This window comes from Actinorectispora metalli (assembly GCF_056323685.1).
In genome coordinates, this window is the sequence record NZ_JBREYE010000002.1 from 594,016 (window position 1) to 610,637 (window position 16,622).

The following is a 16,622-nucleotide window of genomic DNA, read 5'->3' on the forward strand; positions in this document are numbered from 1 at the left end:
GTCAGGAAGCGCGGACGAGCAGCGCCACGGGGTAACGGGCCAGCAACTCGGTGAGCGGCGGTGCGGGGGTGTCGATCGTGGTGCCGGTGAGCAGGTCGGTCCAGCCCGTGGGGGATGGCAGCGGGAGCACCGTGTCGCGCCAGCCGCCGGTGGCGCCCAGGCGTACCGGTAGTCGGGTGGCGACCGCGACCAGCTGGCTGCCCGCGCCGCGGGCGAAGGCGACGGCGTGTCGGGCGGCCGGGCCCTCGGCGCGCAGCGGGCGGTAGCCGGTGAACAGCTCTGGCCGTTCCCGGCGCAAGCGCAGAGCACGCGCGGTGACCAGCAGCTTCGCCGCGCCCGTGTCGTCGACCGGCGGCAGCAGGCCCTCGTCGATGCGGGACAGCAGGGCCTCGCGGAGGGCGAAGTCCACCGGACGGCGGTTGTCGGGGTCGACCAGGGAGAAGTCCCAGAGCTCGGTGCCCTGGTACACATCGGGCACGCCCGGTGAGCAGAGCTGGACCAGCTTCTGGCCCAGCGAGTTGGACCAACCCGGCACGCGGATCGCCGCCACGAAGCGCTCCAGGGCGGCGACCAGGTCGGTGTCGGCGAGCACCCGGTCCATCCAGCCCGCGACCTCGGCGTCGAAATCGGGGTTGCCGTCGGTCCAGGAGGTCGCGAGCTTGGCCTCCTTGGAGGCCTTCGCCAGATAGGCGGTCATCCGCTCTGGGCTGATCGGCCACGCCCCGACCAGGCTCTGCCAGGCCAGCAGGTTCAGCGTCGGCTCGCTCAGCCCGCACCGCTCCGTCCAGCCCGCGACGGCGTCGGCGAACTCCGCCGACAGCTCCGACAGCACGGCGAGTCGGGCGCGGACGTCCTCGGAGCGCTTGGTGTCGTGAGTGGACAGTGCGGTCATGGCGTGCGGCCACCCGGCGTCGCGGGCGGCGGCCAACGTGTGGAACTCGGCGGGCTCGACGCCGAACAGGTCGGGGGCGCCGCCGACCTCGTTGAGCGCGGCGAACCTGGTGTAGCGGTAGAACGTGGTGTCCTCCACGCCCTTGGCCATCACCATGCCCGAGGTCTGCTGGAACCGGGTCGCCAGCTCACCGTGCGGGTCGGCCAGCAGGGCCTCTCCGATGCGACGCACCAGCGACGCGCGGTGCGGGTACTCCTCCACGGCGCCTGCGATCGCGGTCTCCAGGTCGACCCTGCCCTCGGGGAGGTAGCTGCGGTAGACGGGGAAGCTGATCAGCAGCACCGCGACGGCGCGCTGGGCCTCCACGCTGTCCACCTCGAACGGCAGCAGCCGCGCGATGCGGTCGACCTCGGCACGCAGGATGCGCTCGGCGATGAACGCCTTGGCGGTCAGCTCCACCTCGCCGAGGTCGGTGGGCACGCCCAGTTCCTCCGCCAGCATCGTCAGCGGCTGCTCACCGAGCGGGTCGACGAACAACCCGCACACCTCGCGCAGCGCGTCGTAGCCGGTGGTGCCGTCACACGGCCAGGACGCGGGCAGCGACTCGCCCGCGCCGAGGATCTTCTCCACCACCAGCCAGGTCGATGGCGCGGCGGCCCGCAGGCGGCGCACGTAGGCGCCGGGGTCGGACAGGCCGTCGGGGTGGTCCACGCGCAGGCCCGTCACCTCGCCGGAGCCCACCCACCGCAAGATCTCGCGGTGGCTGTCCTCGAACACCGCGGGGTCCTCCACCCGCACCGCAGCCAGCGTGGTGATGTCGAAGAACCGCCGGTAGTTGAGTTCGGTGTTGCCGCGCCGCCAGGACACCAGCCGGTAGTGCTGCCGCTCGTGCACCTCCTGCGCGGACCCTTCGCCGGTGCCGGGAGCGAGCGGATAGCGGTGCTCGTGGTAGACAAGCTCATCACCCTCGACGGCCAACTCGTCATCGTCGGCGCCGAGGATCGGGATCAGCAGCGGCCCACGTGACCAGTCGATGTCGAAATGCCCCGCGTATCGCGACTCCCGGCCGTGCCGCAGCACATCCGACCACGAGGGGTTCGCCGCGGGCACCGCGACGCCGAGGTGGTTGGGCACGATATCGACCACGAACCCCAGCCCCAGCTCACGCAGCCGGGACGCCAACTCCGCGCGGGCGGACTCCCCGCCGAGCTCGTCGGAGGCCTTCGTCGGATCGACCGCGTCGTAGCCGTGGGTGGAGCCGGGGGAGGCCTGCAGCAGCGGCGATGCGTACAGCGCGCCCGCGCCGAGACGGTCCAGGTACGTCGCGAGTTCGGCGGCGCGGGCGAACCCGGTCTCGCCGCCGAACTGCAACCGGTAGGTGGAACTGGGCACAGCGGACCGTTGCACAACCGAACCTTTCAGTCGGTGCGTTGCAGTACGACCAATGATCGAGCCGGCGCGACGAATCTGCCACCCGCGCCGACGATCCTCGGCTCGGTCGGCCGGTCGCCCGCGATCACGCCCGTCACGACGCCACCGCCCGCACCAAGCACCTCGCCGGTCGCGGTGTCCAGCATGACCGTCCACTTCTCGCCGTAGGAGATTCCCGGCGCCACCACGTCGATGTCCCCATCGTGGGCGTTGAAACACAACAGGAAAGAATCATCGGTGACCCGTTCACCTCGGGTGTCGACCTCCGACATGGCATCGCCATTGAGGTACACCACGATGCACCGGCCGAAACCCGACTCCCAGTCCTCGTCGCTCATCTCCTCGCCGTTGGGCATGAACCAGGCGATGTCCCTGGTCTCCTCCTCGCGCCTGCGGACGGGGCGGCCCGAGAAGAACCGCCTGCGGCGGAACACCGGGTGGTCGCGCCGCAGGCGGGCCACCGCGGCGGTGAAAGCGAGCAGATCGTTGCCGTCGGGCGCGTGTTCCCAATCCACCCAGGCCAGCTCGCTGTCCTGGCAGTAGGTGTTGTTGTTGCCCCGCTGGGTGCGGCCTATCTCGTCGCCGTGCAGCAGCATCGGCACGCCCTGGGAAAGGAAGAGCGTCGCGAGGAAGTTGCGGGACTGCTGCTCCCGCAGCCGCACGACCGCCTCGTCGTCGGTCGGTCCTTCGACGCCGCAGTTCCAGGAGCGGTTGTCGTCGGCGCCGTCCCGGTTGCCCTCGCCATTGGCCTCGTTGTGCTTGTTGTTGTAGGACACCAGGTCGCGCAGCGTGAACCCGTCGTGGGCGGTGACGAAGTTGATCGAGGCGTGGGGGCGGCGGCTGTCGTCCTGGTACAGGTCGGAGGAGCCGGTCAGCCGGGAGGCGAACTCGCCAAGGGTGCCCGGTTCACCGCGCCAGAAGTCGCGGACGGTGTCTCGCCACAACCCGTTCCACTCCGTCCACAAGGGAGGGAAGTTGCCGACCTGGTAGCCACCGGGGCCGACGTCCCAAGGCTCGGCGATCAGCTTGACCTGGCTGATCACCGGGTCCTGCTGGACGATGTCGAAGAACGCCGACAGCCGGTCCACATCGTAGAACTCGCGGGCCAGCGCGGCGGCGAGATCGAAGCGGAAGCCGTCGACGTGCATCTCGGTGACCCAGTACCGCAGCGAGTCCATGATCAGCTGGAGGGTGTGCGGGCTGCGGACGTTCAGCGAGTTTCCGCAGCCGGTGTAGTCCATGTAGAAGCGAGGGTCGTCCTCGACCAGCCGGTAGTAGGTGGCGTTGTCGATGCCGCGCATGGACAGCGTCGGGCCCATGTGGTTGCCCTCGGCGGTGTGGTTGTAGACCACGTCCAGGATGACCTCGATGCCCGCCTCGTGCAGCGAGCGAACCATGGCCTTGAACTCCTGCACCTGATTGCCACGGCTTCCGGTGGAGGAGAAATCGGCGTGCGGAGCGAAGAAGCCCAGCGTGTTGTAACCCCAGTACTGCGACATGCCACGTTCGTGTAGGTGGTGATCGGTGATGAACTGGTGTATAGGCATCAGCTCTACCGCGGTCACACCGATCGCGGTCAGGTGGTCGATCATGACCGGATGCGCCAGCCCCGCGTAGGTGCCGCGCATCTCCGCCGGAATGGCCGGGTGGCTGATGGTCAGGCCCTTGACATGGGCCTCGTAGATCACCGTTTCGTGGTAAGGCGTCCGCGGCGGACGGTCGGTCGCCCAGTCGAAGAAGGGGTTGATCACCACCGATTTCGGTACATGTGGGGCGGAGTCGAGGTTGTTGCGTTTCCCCGGATCGTCGAAGTGGTAGCCGAACAGCGACTCGTCCCAGGTCAGCTTGCCGGTCGTCGCCTTCGCGTACGGGTCGATGAGCAGTTTGTTCGGATTGCAGCGGTGGCCCGCGGCCGGATCGTAGGGACCATGTACCCGGAAGCCGTAGCGCTGGCCGGGCGAGACACCGGGGAGGTAGCCATGCCAGACGAAGCCGTCGACCTCGTACAGGTTGACCCTGGACTCGGTGTCCTCCTCGTCGAACAGGCACAGCTCGACCCGCTCGGCGACCTCGGAGAACAGCGTGAAGTTCGTGCCTGCGCCGTCGTAGGTGGCGCCGAGGGGGTACGCGTGGCCAGGCCACGGCCGCATGACGTGCTCCTTCTCAGGACTTGGTCTCGCGTTGTTGGCACGCTTCGCTGCGGGCCGCCCGACCAACGCTAACCGAGCTTCCGGGTGATGGGAGCGATCCCAGTGCGCCCAATCGCCTGAAAATTTGGCCGGAGCCTCGATGGTAAGGCAAAGTAGTTGCCACAAGGCAAATATTGGGACCGACAGGGGTGCGACGTGATCAGAATCAGCCGGAGCCAGGCGAACGGTCATGGTGTTCTCCTGGCCGTGGAGGGCGAGGTCGACCTGGAGACCTCCCCTGAGTTGCAGACCGCTCTGCTGGAGGCGCTGCTCGAGGGGCAAGCCGTTCGGGTGGACCTCGCAGGCGTGTCCTACCTGAACTCCACCGGCCTGTCGGCCCTGGTGATGGGCGCCCAGCGGGCGGGTGAGGCGGGCGTGCGCATGCGCGTGATCAACCCGCGGCCCCAGGCCGTGCGGGTCATGGAGATCACCGGACTGTTCGACACGCTCTGCTCGGAGTGACCTCCGACGAGCCAGAGCCCGTGAGTAGGTACCGAGGCCTCACCTCGGTGCCTACTCACGGGCTCTGACCTGCGGTGGTCAGTCGGACTTGCCGGTCCAGTCGAGGCAGACCGCGACCGCGTCGTCCTCGGGTTCGGTGTCGGAGCGCTGGGACATCAGGTCGGACAGCAGTCTGCGGACGGCCTCGCCGGGCGGCAGCAGCTTGGTGTCCGTGAACGCCTTGGCCAATGCCTGGTCGCCGTAGCGTCCGCTCTCCACCGCGGCCTCGTACACACCGTCGGTCAGGATGAACAGCCGGTCCCCGCGTTCTACGTTGAGCTCCTGCTCGACGTAGAGGGTGCTGTCGAACATGCCGAGCGGAAGCTGCCGGTCCAGGCTGAGCTGGTCGATGCGGTCCCCGCGGATCCGCCACACCTCGGGCGAGCCCGCGTCTACCGCCGACACCCGGCCGGTGGCCAGGTCGAAGCGCAGCAGCAGCGTGGACACGTGCTGCTCGCCGCCGTACTGCGCCCACACGGCCTGATCCGCCAGCGCGGCCTGGTCCGCCAGGCTCACCCCGGCTCGGCGGGCGTTGCGCATCGCCCCGATCGCCAGGCTGGACAGCAGCGCCGCGTCCACACCCTCGCCCATGCCGTTGGTGACGGTCAGCGTGAGTTGGTCGGCATCGCAGGCCCAGTCGAAGCTGTCACCCCGCACCGCGTAGGCGGGCTCGATATGCGCCGCCAGCCGGAACTCCGGGTACTCCAGACCGCGGCCGGGCAGCAGCTCCCACTGCATCTCCGCGGCCAACGTCAGCCGCTGCGCCCGACGCACCCGGCGGAACACATCGGTGCCACGCTCCGCGACGACCAAGGCATGACCGACAGCATCGGCCAACTCGAGAAGTTCCGCGTCCTGCCGCGCTGTCGGCAGCGTCAGGCGCAGTACCCCCAGCCGGTCACCACGCACGGTGATCGGGAGATGGAGCCGATTGCCGTCCTCCGCCACCGGAACCTGGTCGCGAAATGCCTGGCCGGCAGGCCCTTCGTCGGGCGAGCAGCGGCCCTTGGAGGGATCGATCACCGGTTCGAGAGCGGCGAGCCGGTAATCTGCCAGGTACACCTCGACGTCGCTTGCGTGGTAGTGAACATGGAGAATGTCTTTCAGCGCCTCTGCAATATCGTGCGCTGGAACGGTCAGCATGGCACGCTCCGCTGCGGATGCTAGTGCCCGTTGGGGTGCGACCTTGGACATCACAGCCCCCTGAGTGGAGTATGGCCCTGGGACGGCAGGACGACCTCGCAACCGACATGGTGACGGCCGTGGAGGGTGCTGCGGAGGCGCTCGTCATCCTGTGGGGCAGAAGTTCCGAGAGCATGCACCCCAAGGTGTCGCCGCCTCAGTTGCGCGCGCTGCTGGTGATCGAGCGGCACGGCTCGATCAACCTCGGTGGCCTCGCCGATGAACTCGGCGCCATCCCCTCCTCGGCGAGCAGGCTCTGCGACCGGCTCGAGGCGGCGGGTCTGCTGCTGCGTTCCGTCGGCGCGACCGACCGCCGCGAGGTGGAGTTGGCGCTGACCAGGGAGGGCCAGCGGCTTCTGCAACGGCTCGGGGAAGCGCGGCGCGACGAACTGGTCGGCGTGCTGGCCGAGATGAGCGACGAGGGCAGGCAGGCCCTGCTGCGTGGTCTCCGGGAGTTCGGCGAGGCCGCGGGGAATCGCAAATCCGACTAGCGGCATACCTCGAAACCGCTGTCCGACCATGCGTTTCCTCCGTGGGTGGCCTATTGTTTGCCGTAGTGCAAAGAGTCTACCGGGCGGGCGGATGACCAACTTCGCGGGCACACCTCGGGCACAATCGGCAGCCATGGACGAGGGGCTGATCGAGCTTGCCGCCGCGCATGGGGTGGCCACCTGGTACGAGGACGGCAACCGACAGCGGGTGGACGTCGAAGAAGACGTCGTGATCTCCGTGCTGGCGCAACTGGATGTGGACGCCGCCGGTCCCGCCGCCATCCGCGAGGCATTGACGCAGGTCCGGGCCCGCAAGCAGCGCAGCCTGCCGCCCACGCTGATCGTCACCGACGGCGTGCCGCGCAAGCTCCCCGCGCCGTTGGACATCGACGGCGTCGGAACCGTGTCGACCGTGGACCTGCCGCTGGGCTGGTACCGAGGACACAGCGAGCACGGTGATCACACCGTCGTGGTGGTGCCCAAGGCGCTGCCCCAGCCGCCCCGCGCCTGGGGCTGGATGCTCCAGCTGTACGCGCTGCAATCCGCACGGTCCTGGGGGATGGGCGATCTCGGCGACCTCCGCGAGTTCGTCGGCCTCGCCGCCGACCAGGGTGCCGGTCTCGTGCTGCTCAACCCGCTCAACGCCGTCACTCCTGTGCATCCCGTGCAGCGTTCGCCGTACTCGCCGTCCAGCCGCCGCTTCCACAACCCGCTGTACCTGCGGATCGAGGACACCGACGCCTATCGCCGCGCACCCGAGGCGGTGCGGCGGCAGGTGGACGAACTGCGGGTGCCGCCGGTCGGCGCCGAGGACCTGATCGACTACGACCGGGTGTGGACGGCCAAGCTGTCCGCATTGGAGTTGCTGTTCGACGGCGCGGTGGACCTGGACCCGTCGCTGGAGGAGTTCGCCACCTTCTGCGCGCTGGCCGAACGCCACGGCGGGCGCTGGCGGGACTGGCCGGTGGCACTGCGTGATCCGGCCTCGCCCGAGGTCGCCGCGGCCCGGCGCGAACTCGGTGAGCGGGTGGCCCTGCACGGCTGGCTCCAGCAGCTGTGCCGCGCCCAACTCGGCGACGTGCGCGCGGCGGCGTCGCGGCTGCCGGTCGGTGTGGTGCACGACCTGCCGGTGGGCGTCGACCCGGACAGCGCCGACGCCTGGGCGCTGCAGGACGTGCTGGCGGGCGGCGTGACCGTCGGCGCGCCGCCGGACGGGTTCAACCAGAAGGGCCAGGACTGGAACCTGCCGCCGTGGCGGCCCGACCGGTTGGCCGCCACCGGTTACGCGCCCTACCGCGACATGCTGCGCGCGGTGCTCGCGCACTCCGACGGCATCCGGATCGATCATGTGATGGGCCTGTGGCGGCTGTGGTGGATTCCGCCGGGCGAGCCGCCGACCCGGGGCACCTACGTCCGCTACGACGCCGAGGCGATGCTCGGCATCCTCGCGCTGGAGGCGGCGCAGGCGGACGCCGTGGTGATCGGCGAGGACCTCGGCACCGTGGAGGACGGCGTCCGCGAGGACCTCCACGAGCGGAACATGCTCGGCTCCTGCGTGCTGTGGTTCCAGCGGGACGACGAAGGAAAGCTCCAGCCGCCCACGGTCTGGCCGGAGCAGGCCGTGGCGAGCATTTCCACCCATGATCTGCCGACGGCACCGGGATTCCTGGCGGGCGAACAGGTTCGGGCCAGGGCGGAGCTTGATTTGCTCGACGACGTCGAGAAGGAGCGGGCGAAGGCCGAGTCCGAAGTCGCGGAACTGGTCGAATTGCTTAGAGCTGAGGGATTGCTCGCCGACGGCCAGGACGACGAGGAATCCGTGATCACGGCGATTCACGGTTTGCTCGGCAGAACACCGTGCAGGCTATTGCTCGCTGCGCCGTACGACGTCATCGGTCAACGCCGTCAGCCCAATCTGCCGGGCACGGTTGCGGAATACCCAAATTGGCTATTCCCACTGCGGGCAACGCTGGAACAGTTGAGGGTCGACCCACGGCTGGAACGCATCATCGCGCCATTGCGGGCGGCGCGGCCGATGTTGGGTGACACTGTGGCGAAGCGGCAGTGAGGAGGACAGACGCATGGCGGTTCTGTCACCGCCGGTGCAGGTCGCGCTCTCTCGTGAGGAGTGGCTTGTTCCGGAGCTGGGCAGTTGGGCCTATGAGCCCAAGCTGGACGGCTGGCGCGCCGTGTTGTTCTCCCGGTCCGGCGTGGTGCAAGCCAGGTCGGGACGCAATCTCGCCGGTCGCTTTCCTACGATCGTTTCCGCTGGCAGGCGCCTCGGCGACGTGGTATGCGACGGAATCATCGTCGCTTTCCGGGATGGTCGTCCCGATTTCTCCGCCCTACAGGCCCCGTCCGAGGATGTGGTGCTGAGCTACGTCGTATTCGATGTCCTCGCGGTCGACAACGAGGATCTCCGGCCCCGGCAATACCGTGATCGGCGGCGAATCGTGGAGGCCGTCGTCTCCGGATTCGAACCGCATCTTCGGGTAATGCCCATGACGGTTCGCCGTGGCGCCGCGCTGCGCTGGGTCGACGAACAGTCCGCCGGTATCGGCGGTGTCATGGCGAAGGCACTGGATTCGCCGTATCGCGCTGGCCGCCGCGGCTGGATCGAGGTCGGCAGCAGGCACACCACCGACGCGGTGGTGATCGGCGTCCGCGGCAGTGTGTCCAACCCCCGCGAACTGGTGTTGGCCCGGCCCGATTCCTCGGGCAGGCTGCGCGTCGCCGGGCTGTCGCTGCCATTGCCGAGGGGCTCCGAAATGGAGCTGAGCAGGCAATTGCGAGACCCCCGCGGTCGCTCGGGCGTGGAAATGGAGATCTCGCCGAACGATTTCGTCGGCGATTACGTGCCGGTGGCACCGCGAATCGTGGTCGAGGTCCAATCCGATTCGGCCTCGTTCTGCCACGGCCGTTTCCGCGAACCGCCGCGGTACCTCCGGGTGCGTCAGGATCTCCAGGTCGCCGACCTCGTGGAGCCCTGACCGGTCGCGGGCTTTCGCCGCCTGCGACCGCTAGCTCTGGCTCACGTCGACAAGGTGGACCACGGCCGTGCCCGCCTCATCGGAGGCGGCCAGGTCGACCTCGGCGGTGATCGCCCAGTCGCGGTCCTCCGCCGGGTCGTCCAGGATCTGCCGCACCAGCCACTTGCCCGGCTGCTGCTCCACCATGAACAACTCCGGCCCCCTGGCCTCGGGCCCGGTGCCGAGGTCCTCGTGCACGGCGAAGTACTCCGCCATCGCCGCCGACCACGATTCGGCGTCCCAGCCCGACTCGGCGTCCAACTCGCCGAGTTCGTCCCAGCGGCGCAGCGCGGCCAACTCCACCCGGCGGAACAACGCGTTGCGCACCAGCACCCGGAACGCACGAATGTTGCGGGTGACCGCGGGCGGGCGGTCGTCCACCGGCACCGAGGTCGGCATCTCCGCGCCGGGCTCGCGCAGCTTCTCCCACTCGTCGAGCAGGCTGGAGTCGACCTGCCGCACCAATTCGCCCAGCCACTCGATCACGTCGTTGAGGTCGTCGGTCTTGGCCTCGTCCGGCACCGTCTGCCGGACCGCCTTGTACGCGTCAGCCAGGTACCGCAGCACCAGCCCCTCCGAGCGGGCCAGGCCGTAGAACGCGACGTACTCGCTGAACGTCATGGCGCGTTCGAACATGTCCCGCGCCACCGACTTCGGTGACAGCCGGTGGTCGGCGACCCACGGGTGGCCGCGCCGGTAGCTCTCGAACGCCACCCCCAGCAGCTCCTCCAACGGCTTGGGGTGGGTGATCTGCTCCAGCAGCTCCATCCGCTGCTCGTATTCGATGCCGTCGGCCTTCATCTGGTTCACGGCCTCGCCGCGAGCCTTGAACTGCTGGGCGGACAGCACCTGCCGTGGATCGTCCAATGTGGACTCCACCACGGACAGCACGTCCAGCGCGTAGCCGGGGTTCGCCGGGTCCAGCAGGTCGACCGCGGCGAGCGCGAACGGCGACAGCGGCTGGTTGAGGGCGAAGTCGAACTGCAAATCGACGGTGACCCGGACCAGACGGCCCTCCTCGTCCGGCTCGGGCAGCCGCTCGATCACCCCGGCCGCCAGCATCGCGCGGTAGATCGCGATGGCACGCCGGATGTGCTTGATCTGCGCCTTGCGGTCTTCGTGGTTGTCGGTGAGCAGCTTGCGCATCGCGAGGAACGCGTCGCCGGGCCGGTTGATGACGTTGAGCAGCATCGCGTGGCTGACCGTGAAGCTGGACGTCAGCGGTTCCGGCTCGGCGGCGATCAGTCGCTCGAAGGTCGGCTCGCCCCACCCGACGGTGCCCTCCGGCGGCTTCTTGCGGACCACCTTGCGCCGCTTCTTCGGATCGTCCCCGGCCTTGGCCAGTGCCTTCTCGTTCTCGACAACATGCTCGGGCGCCTGCACCACGACGGTGCCCATGGTGTCGTACCCGGCGCGGCCCGCCCGGCCCGCGATCTGGTGGAACTCGCGTGCTTTGAGCAGCCGGGTCCGCACGCCGTCGTACTTGCTCAAGCCGGTGAACACGACAGTGCGGATCGGCACGTTGATGCCGACGCCGAGGGTGTCGGTACCGCAGATGACCTTGAGCAGCCCGGCCTGCGCCAGCCGCTCGACCAGGCGCCGGTACTTGGGCAGCATGCCCGCGTGGTGCACGCCGATACCGTGCCGCACCAGCCGGGACAGCGTCTTGCCAAAGCCCGCGCTGAATCGGAAACCACCGATGAGCTCGGCGATGGCGTCCTTCTCGGTGCGGCTGGCGGCCTTGATGCTCATCAGCGCCTGCGCCCGCTCCACCGCCGCGGCCTGGGTGAAGTGCACCAGGTACACCGGCGCCTGATTGGTCTCCAGCAGTTCCTCGATGGTCTCGTGCAGCGGAGTCTTGACGTAGCTGAACACCAGCGGCACCGGCCGGTCGCCGGAGCTCACCACCGCGGTGGGGCGTCCAGTGCGGCGGGTGAGGTCCTCCTCGAAGCGGGAGACGTCGCCCAGCGTCGCCGACATCAGCAGGAACTGCGTCGACCCGAGTTCGATCAGCGGGACCTGCCACGCCCAGCCGCGGTCGGGCTCGGCGTAGAAGTGGAACTCGTCCATGATCACGCAGTCGATCGCGGCGCGGTCGCCTTCGCGCAGCGCGATGTTGGCCAGCACCTCGGCGGTGGCGCAGATGATCGGCGCCTCCGGGTTGACGCTCGCGTCACCGGTCAGCATGCCCACGTTGGCCGCGCCGAAGGTCTCGCACAGCGCGAAGAACTTCTCCGACACCAGCGCCTTGATCGGAGCCGTGTAGAAGCTCCGCCCCTTTCTGGCCATCGACGCGAAGTGCGCCCCCGTCGCGACCAGGCTCTTTCCCGAACCGGTCGGCGTGTTGAGGATGACGTGTGCCCCCGACACCAACTCGATCAACGCGTCCTGCTGCGTGGGATAGAGGCTGATGCCGCGGCTCTCGGTCCACTGGCTGAAGGCGTCGAACAGGGCATCGGGGTCGGCGTCGGCTGGGATCGCGTCGGTGAGCGTCATGATGCCCTCAATCCTGCCTCACCCGCCTCAGCGACCAGAACGCCGTGACAAGCGAGGCCTCGTACTCGCCGTCCCAGTACTGCCCGGTGGCGTTGTACTGGCGGCTGTGCAGCACCTCGTCCCGCAGCCCGGCGCGGATCAGCGGCACGATCAACGCCCTCGGGAACTCCGGCCCGCCCGCCCGCAGGTAGGCGTCCAGGAACCGTTCGGCGCGCTCGGGCACCAGCCCGTCCCGGTTGGGCAGCTTGCCGAACTCCCACGTCGCGAACGCAAGCTCGGTGACGTACGGCGCGTGGTGCGCCTCGTCCCAGTCGATCAGCCCGCGAATCCGGCCGTCGGCGCACAGCAGGTTGCGGCGATAGAAGTCGCCGTGCAGCGCCCCACTCGGCCAGCCATCCGTGCCGCCCGCCAACTCGGCGTCAAGGTCGGGATCGTCGACGTCGTCCAACGACACCTCGACGTGTGTGTTGAACGGCGCGTCCGGGCTGCTCGCGGGCCTCGGACCCGGGTCGACACCGGTCTGGTGCAGCCTCGCCAGCAGGACGGCTGCCTGGTCACGCAGCGTCGGATTCTCCCGGTCGAGGTGCCCACCCGGCACATGCGGCCACACCGTGAGGGGACCGTCCGGCGATTCGAGCACCAGCTCACCGGAGGCGGACGCCAGCGGCGCGGCGACCAGCTCCGGAAGGTGCTCCTGCTGTGCCGCGGCCAGTCCGTGTGCCCAGCGCAGCTCGGCAAGCGTGCGCCAGGTGGGGGAGAGCCGCACCACCAGGTCGGACACCCGCCAAAGCCGGCAGTCGTCGCCCGCGTCCAGGATCGGTTCAGCCTCGCCGAGCTTGCACCGGTAGTGATCTTCCACAAAGGTCCGAAGTCTTTTCATGCACGCCGCTCAGCGTGGCCGCAGGCGGACCAGGGCGGCAAACGGTTTGCCCGCGAGGAGGTCAGGGCATCCCGTCGTCATGGTGAGCCGATTGATCGCGACCGCGGTGGACTGCCGCGACCCCGAGCGGTTGGCCCGATTCTGGCAGCAGGTGCTGGACTGGCCGGAGCCGCGCAGCTGGCCCGACGAGCGCGGCACGACCTACGTGCAGCTCCAGTCCGGGGAGGAGCACATCGTGGTGTTCCAACCGGTGGCTGAGGACAAAGCGGGCAAGAACCGACTGCACCTGGATGTGCGTGCCGTCGGCGACCAGCGGGCCGAGGTGGACCGGCTGGTCGGCTTGGGCGCGCGAGTGATCGACGAGGCGCAGGGCCTGCCGTGGATCGTGTTGGCCGATCCGGAAGTCAACGAGTTCTGCGTTCTGCGAGAGGACAGTGATGGCTGAACGGAAGCCGCAGGCGGTCAAGGGCGCCAAGAGCGACGGGCAGAGCAAGGTCACGCCGCTGCGGACCGACTACGCGCCGGGACAGGACTTCCCGATGCGCGGTCGGGTGATCCTGGCTGGCACCTATCTGGCGGGCGCGGCTGGCGTGGCGACCATCGCCACCCGCACCGGGCGGGTGCCCGAACGCATCTCACCCGGTGACCTCGTGCTGCTGGGCGTGGCCACGCACAAGGCGGCCCGGCTGGTCACCAAGGCCAAGGTGACCAGCTTCCTGCGGGCGCCGTTCACCCGATACGAGGGTGCGCAGGGCGCCGCGGCGGAGGTCGAGGAGAAGCCCCGCGGCAAGGGCCTCCGACGTGCCGTCGGCGAACTGTTGACCTGCCCGTTCTGCATCGGCATGTGGATCGCGGGCGGCATGGTCGCGACCTACCTGTTCGCGCCGAGGGCGGCGCGGATGGGGGCGTCGGTGTTCGCCGTGCTCAGCGTGTCCGATTACCTCCAGTACGCCTGGACCGCCGCGGACAAGGCGAACGAGGACTGACCGGTCACTGGTCGATCTCCCAGCTGATCCGCGGCCGGTTCTTCAGGAACTCGTCCACGTCCGACAGCGAGAGCGGCTCGGGCAGCGGGAACTTCTCGCTGATCCGGCTCAGCGCGTGCTTGGCCCGCACGATCGAGGCGAAGTCGCGCGGATAGGCCTTGAGGTCGGTGCCCAGCAGCACCCCTTTGCGGGTGGCGCGGTGCACCAGGCTGGTCCAGCGCTCCGCGGGCGCCAGCCCGATCGAGTCGGTGCCGTGGGAGAACAGCATCAGCCGGATCTCGTCGAAGGCCTTCGCGGAGTTCAGGTATGACCGCAGGGCGCTCGCCGAGTTCTCGGTGTTGAACGTCAGCCAGTACGGCACCGACGCCGTCCGGAGCGCCCAGTACGGGTCCATCAGCAGGAACGTTTCCACCAGCAGCCGGTTCGTCGGCATGCCGCTCTGCGCGTACCAGGCCCGGTACAGCTCGGCCACCGACGGGCTGAGCCGGTCGGGGGTGTCGAAGGACAGCGTCCGTACCTGGCATTCCCGCTGCCGCGCCAACTCCAGCAACTGCGGCCGGAGGCTGTGCTCGAAGCCCCACTCGGCCTCCGGGCTCTCGCCGTCGGCGGGTGGCGGATGCCACGCCCGCAGCGGAGAGCCGTAGCGGGCCAGGAATCCGGCGACCCTGGCGCCGCCGTTGCGGTACTCGTTGGCGCTCAGCCCGCCCACCGCGCCGAACTGGAACAGGTAGCGGTCGGCCACCTTGGTCGTCGGCCACTTCTGTCCACAGTCGACGATCACGATCGCGCCGTGCGGGGCGAGGCAGCTGCCAAGGAACTCGCGGTAGGCCTCGGGCAGTTGCCGCCACTTGACGCGGAAGTACGTCATCCCGGCGATCATCAGCCGGTCCTGGTTCGGGTCGTGCATATGGTGCAGCACCAGATCGGGGTTGGCCGCGAGCAGCCGCAGGCCCGCCTCCTTGGAGGCGTTGAGATCACCCTCCACATTGTCCGGTGCCAGATCGGGGCGGCGGACCGGGATCAGCAGTGTCTGCGGCAGCCACGGCGCTCCCAGTGCCGCCGCCAGGTGGATCATCGCGCCGTTGGAGGAACCCACGAAGATCACCGGGTATTGCCTGCGCGGGTAGTGGCGCACCACCCAGCGCGCCAGTTCCTCCGACTGGATCTCCCCGGTCTGCTCCGCGGGCACCGCCTCGGCCCAGCCCGCGGCCGCATAGGCCTTCTCCGACCACTGTTTGGGTAGCCGGTTGACCAGCCGCAACGCCGTGCCGACGGCTGGCTCCGCCGGGCCGGGAACCTGCGGCATCGCCGGTGCAGGCTTGCCCGCGAGGAAACCCGCCAGCGTGCGCAGCATCGCCGACGCCGAGTCGAATGAGGCAACTGTCCTGTTTGGCTTCACGATGTCACTCCCGACAGAAACTCTGTCAGCAGTGCGGCGACTTCGCTCGGCCGGGAGAACGTCGCGGTGTGTGCGGCACCGTCCACAACGGCCAGCCTGCCCGCCGGAATCATCTCGGCGGCCCGCCGCGCCCAGTCCTGCGGGACCAGCCGGTCCTTCTCACCGCGCAGCACCAGCACGGGCTGCTCGACCCTGAGCAGCTTGTCCTCGATGCGGTCTCGCAGCGCCTCCCGGAAGGAGGCGAGCACCCGGCCGAGCCCGGCGTCCCGGTAGTCCTTGAGCACCTCGGCGTTCAACCTCGACGGCTCGTGTCGGCCATTGCGGATGAACCGCGCCAGTTGAGCGGGCAGGGAGCGTGCGGCCGGGTCGACCGTGGGCCCGACCAGCACCAGCGAGCCGAGCAGGCCCGGTTCGGTCACCGCGGCCTCGACCACGACCTGGCAGCCGTAGGACAGCCCGAGCAGACACGGCCGGTCGAGTTCCCGTGCCCTGATCCACTCCAGCAGGCTGCTCGCCAGGTTGGTGGGGGAGGGCGGCAGCGAAGATCGCTCGCTTCTGCCGAAGCCGGGGAGATCGACACTCCACATCTCGTGCCGGATGTTCGCCCGCAGCAGCGGGAACAGCTCACGGCTGGAAACACCGGCACCGGAGACACACACCACCGGCGGCGGACTGCCCGCCACCCACCACGCGGTCGTCCCGCCGTCCGAGAGCTCCGTTCGCACGCGCTCCACCAGTGCTTTCTACCCGATCTCGGCCAATCACACACACGGTGCGATAGGTACTGTGACTTCAGTGTGAAATGAAATCAATCCGGACATGCTCCAGCAGTCAAATCTGTGCCCGAAAAGAGGCCGAGGACCACGGTCGGCGACATTTCTTCAAGTTTTCGCTGATACCGGCGAATTCTGGTTGGACTCATGAGCGAGGGCCGGTATCCGGGGCTTCCTCTCGATTTCGGTGATGCTCTTCGTCAACGCGGCGGCGCATCGACGCGCCTGCTGCTCCTGGGGGGTGTGCTCGTTTTCAGGATGTTGGGCAGTGCGTTTGGTAGGGGCAGGTCTGGGAAGTAGCGGTTCCATTCGGGGCGTGCGATTGCCGGGTAGTTACGCAGATTTGTTCGGTGGCGGCCTCGAGGTGGTGGGG

13 protein-coding genes are annotated in these 16,622 nt (G+C 68.8%); 6 read left to right on the forward strand and 7 right to left on the reverse strand.

The genetic code is table 11. The features are described 5' to 3' along the window. Position 1: 1 nt before the first annotated feature. Positions 2-2,299: a malto-oligosyltrehalose synthase gene (treY, locus tag ACU6XJ_RS22865; RefSeq protein ID WP_476315379.1), complete on the reverse strand. Its 2,298-nt coding sequence runs from the start codon at positions 2,297-2,299 to the stop codon at positions 2-4. A gap of 11 nt (positions 2,300-2,310) precedes the next feature. Further along, a complete protein-coding gene (gene glgX / locus ACU6XJ_RS22870) occupies positions 2,311-4,473 on the reverse strand; it encodes a glycogen debranching protein GlgX (RefSeq protein ID WP_476315382.1) in 2,163 nt (720 codons plus the stop codon). 195 nt (positions 4,474-4,668) lie between these two features. On the opposite strand from glgX, the gene ACU6XJ_RS22875 reads away from it, so the two are divergent. Beyond that, the gene (locus tag ACU6XJ_RS22875; RefSeq protein ID WP_476315385.1) at positions 4,669-4,974 is read left to right on the forward strand and encodes an STAS domain-containing protein; all 306 of its coding nucleotides are present in this window, start codon (positions 4,669-4,671) and stop codon (positions 4,972-4,974) included. Between the two features lie 78 nt (positions 4,975-5,052). On the opposite strand, the gene ACU6XJ_RS22880 is transcribed toward ACU6XJ_RS22875, so the two are convergent. Continuing rightward, on the reverse strand, positions 5,053-6,156 hold the full coding sequence (locus ACU6XJ_RS22880) for a PP2C family protein-serine/threonine phosphatase (RefSeq protein ID WP_476315387.1): 1,104 nt from the start codon (positions 6,154-6,156) through the stop codon (positions 5,053-5,055). Between the two features lie 119 nt (positions 6,157-6,275). On the opposite strand from ACU6XJ_RS22880, the gene ACU6XJ_RS22885 reads away from it, so the two are divergent. The 3 genes from ACU6XJ_RS22885 to ACU6XJ_RS22895 all read left to right on the forward strand — a co-directional run bounded on the left by ACU6XJ_RS22885 (position 6,276) and on the right by ACU6XJ_RS22895 (position 9,676). Then, on the forward strand, positions 6,276-6,686 hold the full coding sequence (locus ACU6XJ_RS22885) for a MarR family winged helix-turn-helix transcriptional regulator (protein ID WP_476315390.1): 411 nt from the start codon (positions 6,276-6,278) through the stop codon (positions 6,684-6,686). 133 nt (positions 6,687-6,819) lie between these two features. Further along, entirely contained in the window at positions 6,820-8,754 is a 1,935-nt protein-coding gene (malQ, locus tag ACU6XJ_RS22890) for a 4-alpha-glucanotransferase (RefSeq protein WP_476315393.1), read from the forward strand. Positions 8,755-8,767: 13 nt separating this feature from the next. Next, positions 8,768-9,676 carry an ATP-dependent DNA ligase gene (locus tag ACU6XJ_RS22895; protein ID WP_476315396.1) on the forward strand — a complete coding sequence of 303 codons (909 nt, stop codon included), beginning with the start codon at positions 8,768-8,770 and terminating at the stop codon, positions 9,674-9,676. Between the two features lie 30 nt (positions 9,677-9,706). On the opposite strand, the gene ACU6XJ_RS22900 is transcribed toward ACU6XJ_RS22895, so the two are convergent. After that, entirely contained in the window at positions 9,707-12,211 is a 2,505-nt protein-coding gene (locus ACU6XJ_RS22900; protein ID WP_476315398.1) for a DEAD/DEAH box helicase, read from the reverse strand. Positions 12,212-12,218: 7 nt separating this feature from the next. Next, positions 12,219-13,091 carry a phosphotransferase enzyme family protein gene (locus ACU6XJ_RS22905; RefSeq protein WP_476315401.1) on the reverse strand — a complete coding sequence of 291 codons (873 nt, stop codon included), beginning with the start codon at positions 13,089-13,091 and terminating at the stop codon, positions 12,219-12,221. 79 nt (positions 13,092-13,170) lie between these two features. Between ACU6XJ_RS22905 and ACU6XJ_RS22910 the strand changes: the two genes are divergently transcribed. Beyond that, on the forward strand, positions 13,171-13,536 hold the full coding sequence (locus tag ACU6XJ_RS22910; protein WP_476315404.1) for a VOC family protein: 366 nt from the start codon (positions 13,171-13,173) through the stop codon (positions 13,534-13,536). Next, complete coding sequence (locus tag ACU6XJ_RS22915; RefSeq protein WP_476315407.1) at positions 13,529-14,077, forward strand: DUF1360 domain-containing protein; 549 nt, start codon at positions 13,529-13,531, stop codon at positions 14,075-14,077. Before ACU6XJ_RS22910 ends, ACU6XJ_RS22915 begins: the two co-directional genes overlap by 8 nt. A 4-nt stretch (positions 14,078-14,081) precedes the next feature. On the opposite strand, the gene ACU6XJ_RS22920 is transcribed toward ACU6XJ_RS22915, so the two are convergent. Both ACU6XJ_RS22920 and ACU6XJ_RS22925 read right to left on the reverse strand, forming a co-directional pair. Then, positions 14,082-15,476: a hypothetical protein gene (locus tag ACU6XJ_RS22920; RefSeq protein ID WP_476315410.1), complete on the reverse strand. Its 1,395-nt coding sequence runs from the start codon at positions 15,474-15,476 to the stop codon at positions 14,082-14,084. After that, positions 15,473-16,201 (reverse strand): alpha/beta fold hydrolase, encoded by a 729-nt coding sequence (locus ACU6XJ_RS22925; RefSeq protein ID WP_476315413.1) that lies wholly within the window; start codon positions 16,199-16,201, stop codon positions 15,473-15,475. The genes ACU6XJ_RS22920 and ACU6XJ_RS22925 overlap by 4 nt, the downstream gene beginning before the upstream one ends. Positions 16,202-16,622: the final 421 nt, after the last annotated feature.

Excerpts from the sequence above, each read along its gene's own strand:
- ACU6XJ_RS22900 (WP_476315398.1), bottom strand. The coding sequence starts at position 12,211 with ATGACGCTCACCGACGCGATCCCAGCCGACGCCGACCCCGATGCCCTG.
- ACU6XJ_RS22915 (WP_476315407.1), top strand. The coding sequence starts at position 13,529 with ATGGCTGAACGGAAGCCGCAGGCGGTCAAGGGCGCCAAGAGCGACGGG.
- glgX (WP_476315382.1), bottom strand. The coding sequence starts at position 4,473 with ATGCGGCCGTGGCCTGGCCACGCGTACCCCCTCGGCGCCACCTACGAC.
- malQ (WP_476315393.1), top strand. The coding sequence starts at position 6,820 with ATGGACGAGGGGCTGATCGAGCTTGCCGCCGCGCATGGGGTGGCCACC.
- ACU6XJ_RS22905 (WP_476315401.1), bottom strand. The coding sequence starts at position 13,091 with ATGAAAAGACTTCGGACCTTTGTGGAAGATCACTACCGGTGCAAGCTC.
- ACU6XJ_RS22880 (WP_476315387.1), bottom strand. The coding sequence starts at position 6,156 with ATGCTGACCGTTCCAGCGCACGATATTGCAGAGGCGCTGAAAGACATT.
- ACU6XJ_RS22910 (WP_476315404.1), top strand. The coding sequence starts at position 13,171 with ATGGTGAGCCGATTGATCGCGACCGCGGTGGACTGCCGCGACCCCGAG.
- ACU6XJ_RS22895 (WP_476315396.1), top strand. The coding sequence starts at position 8,768 with ATGGCGGTTCTGTCACCGCCGGTGCAGGTCGCGCTCTCTCGTGAGGAG.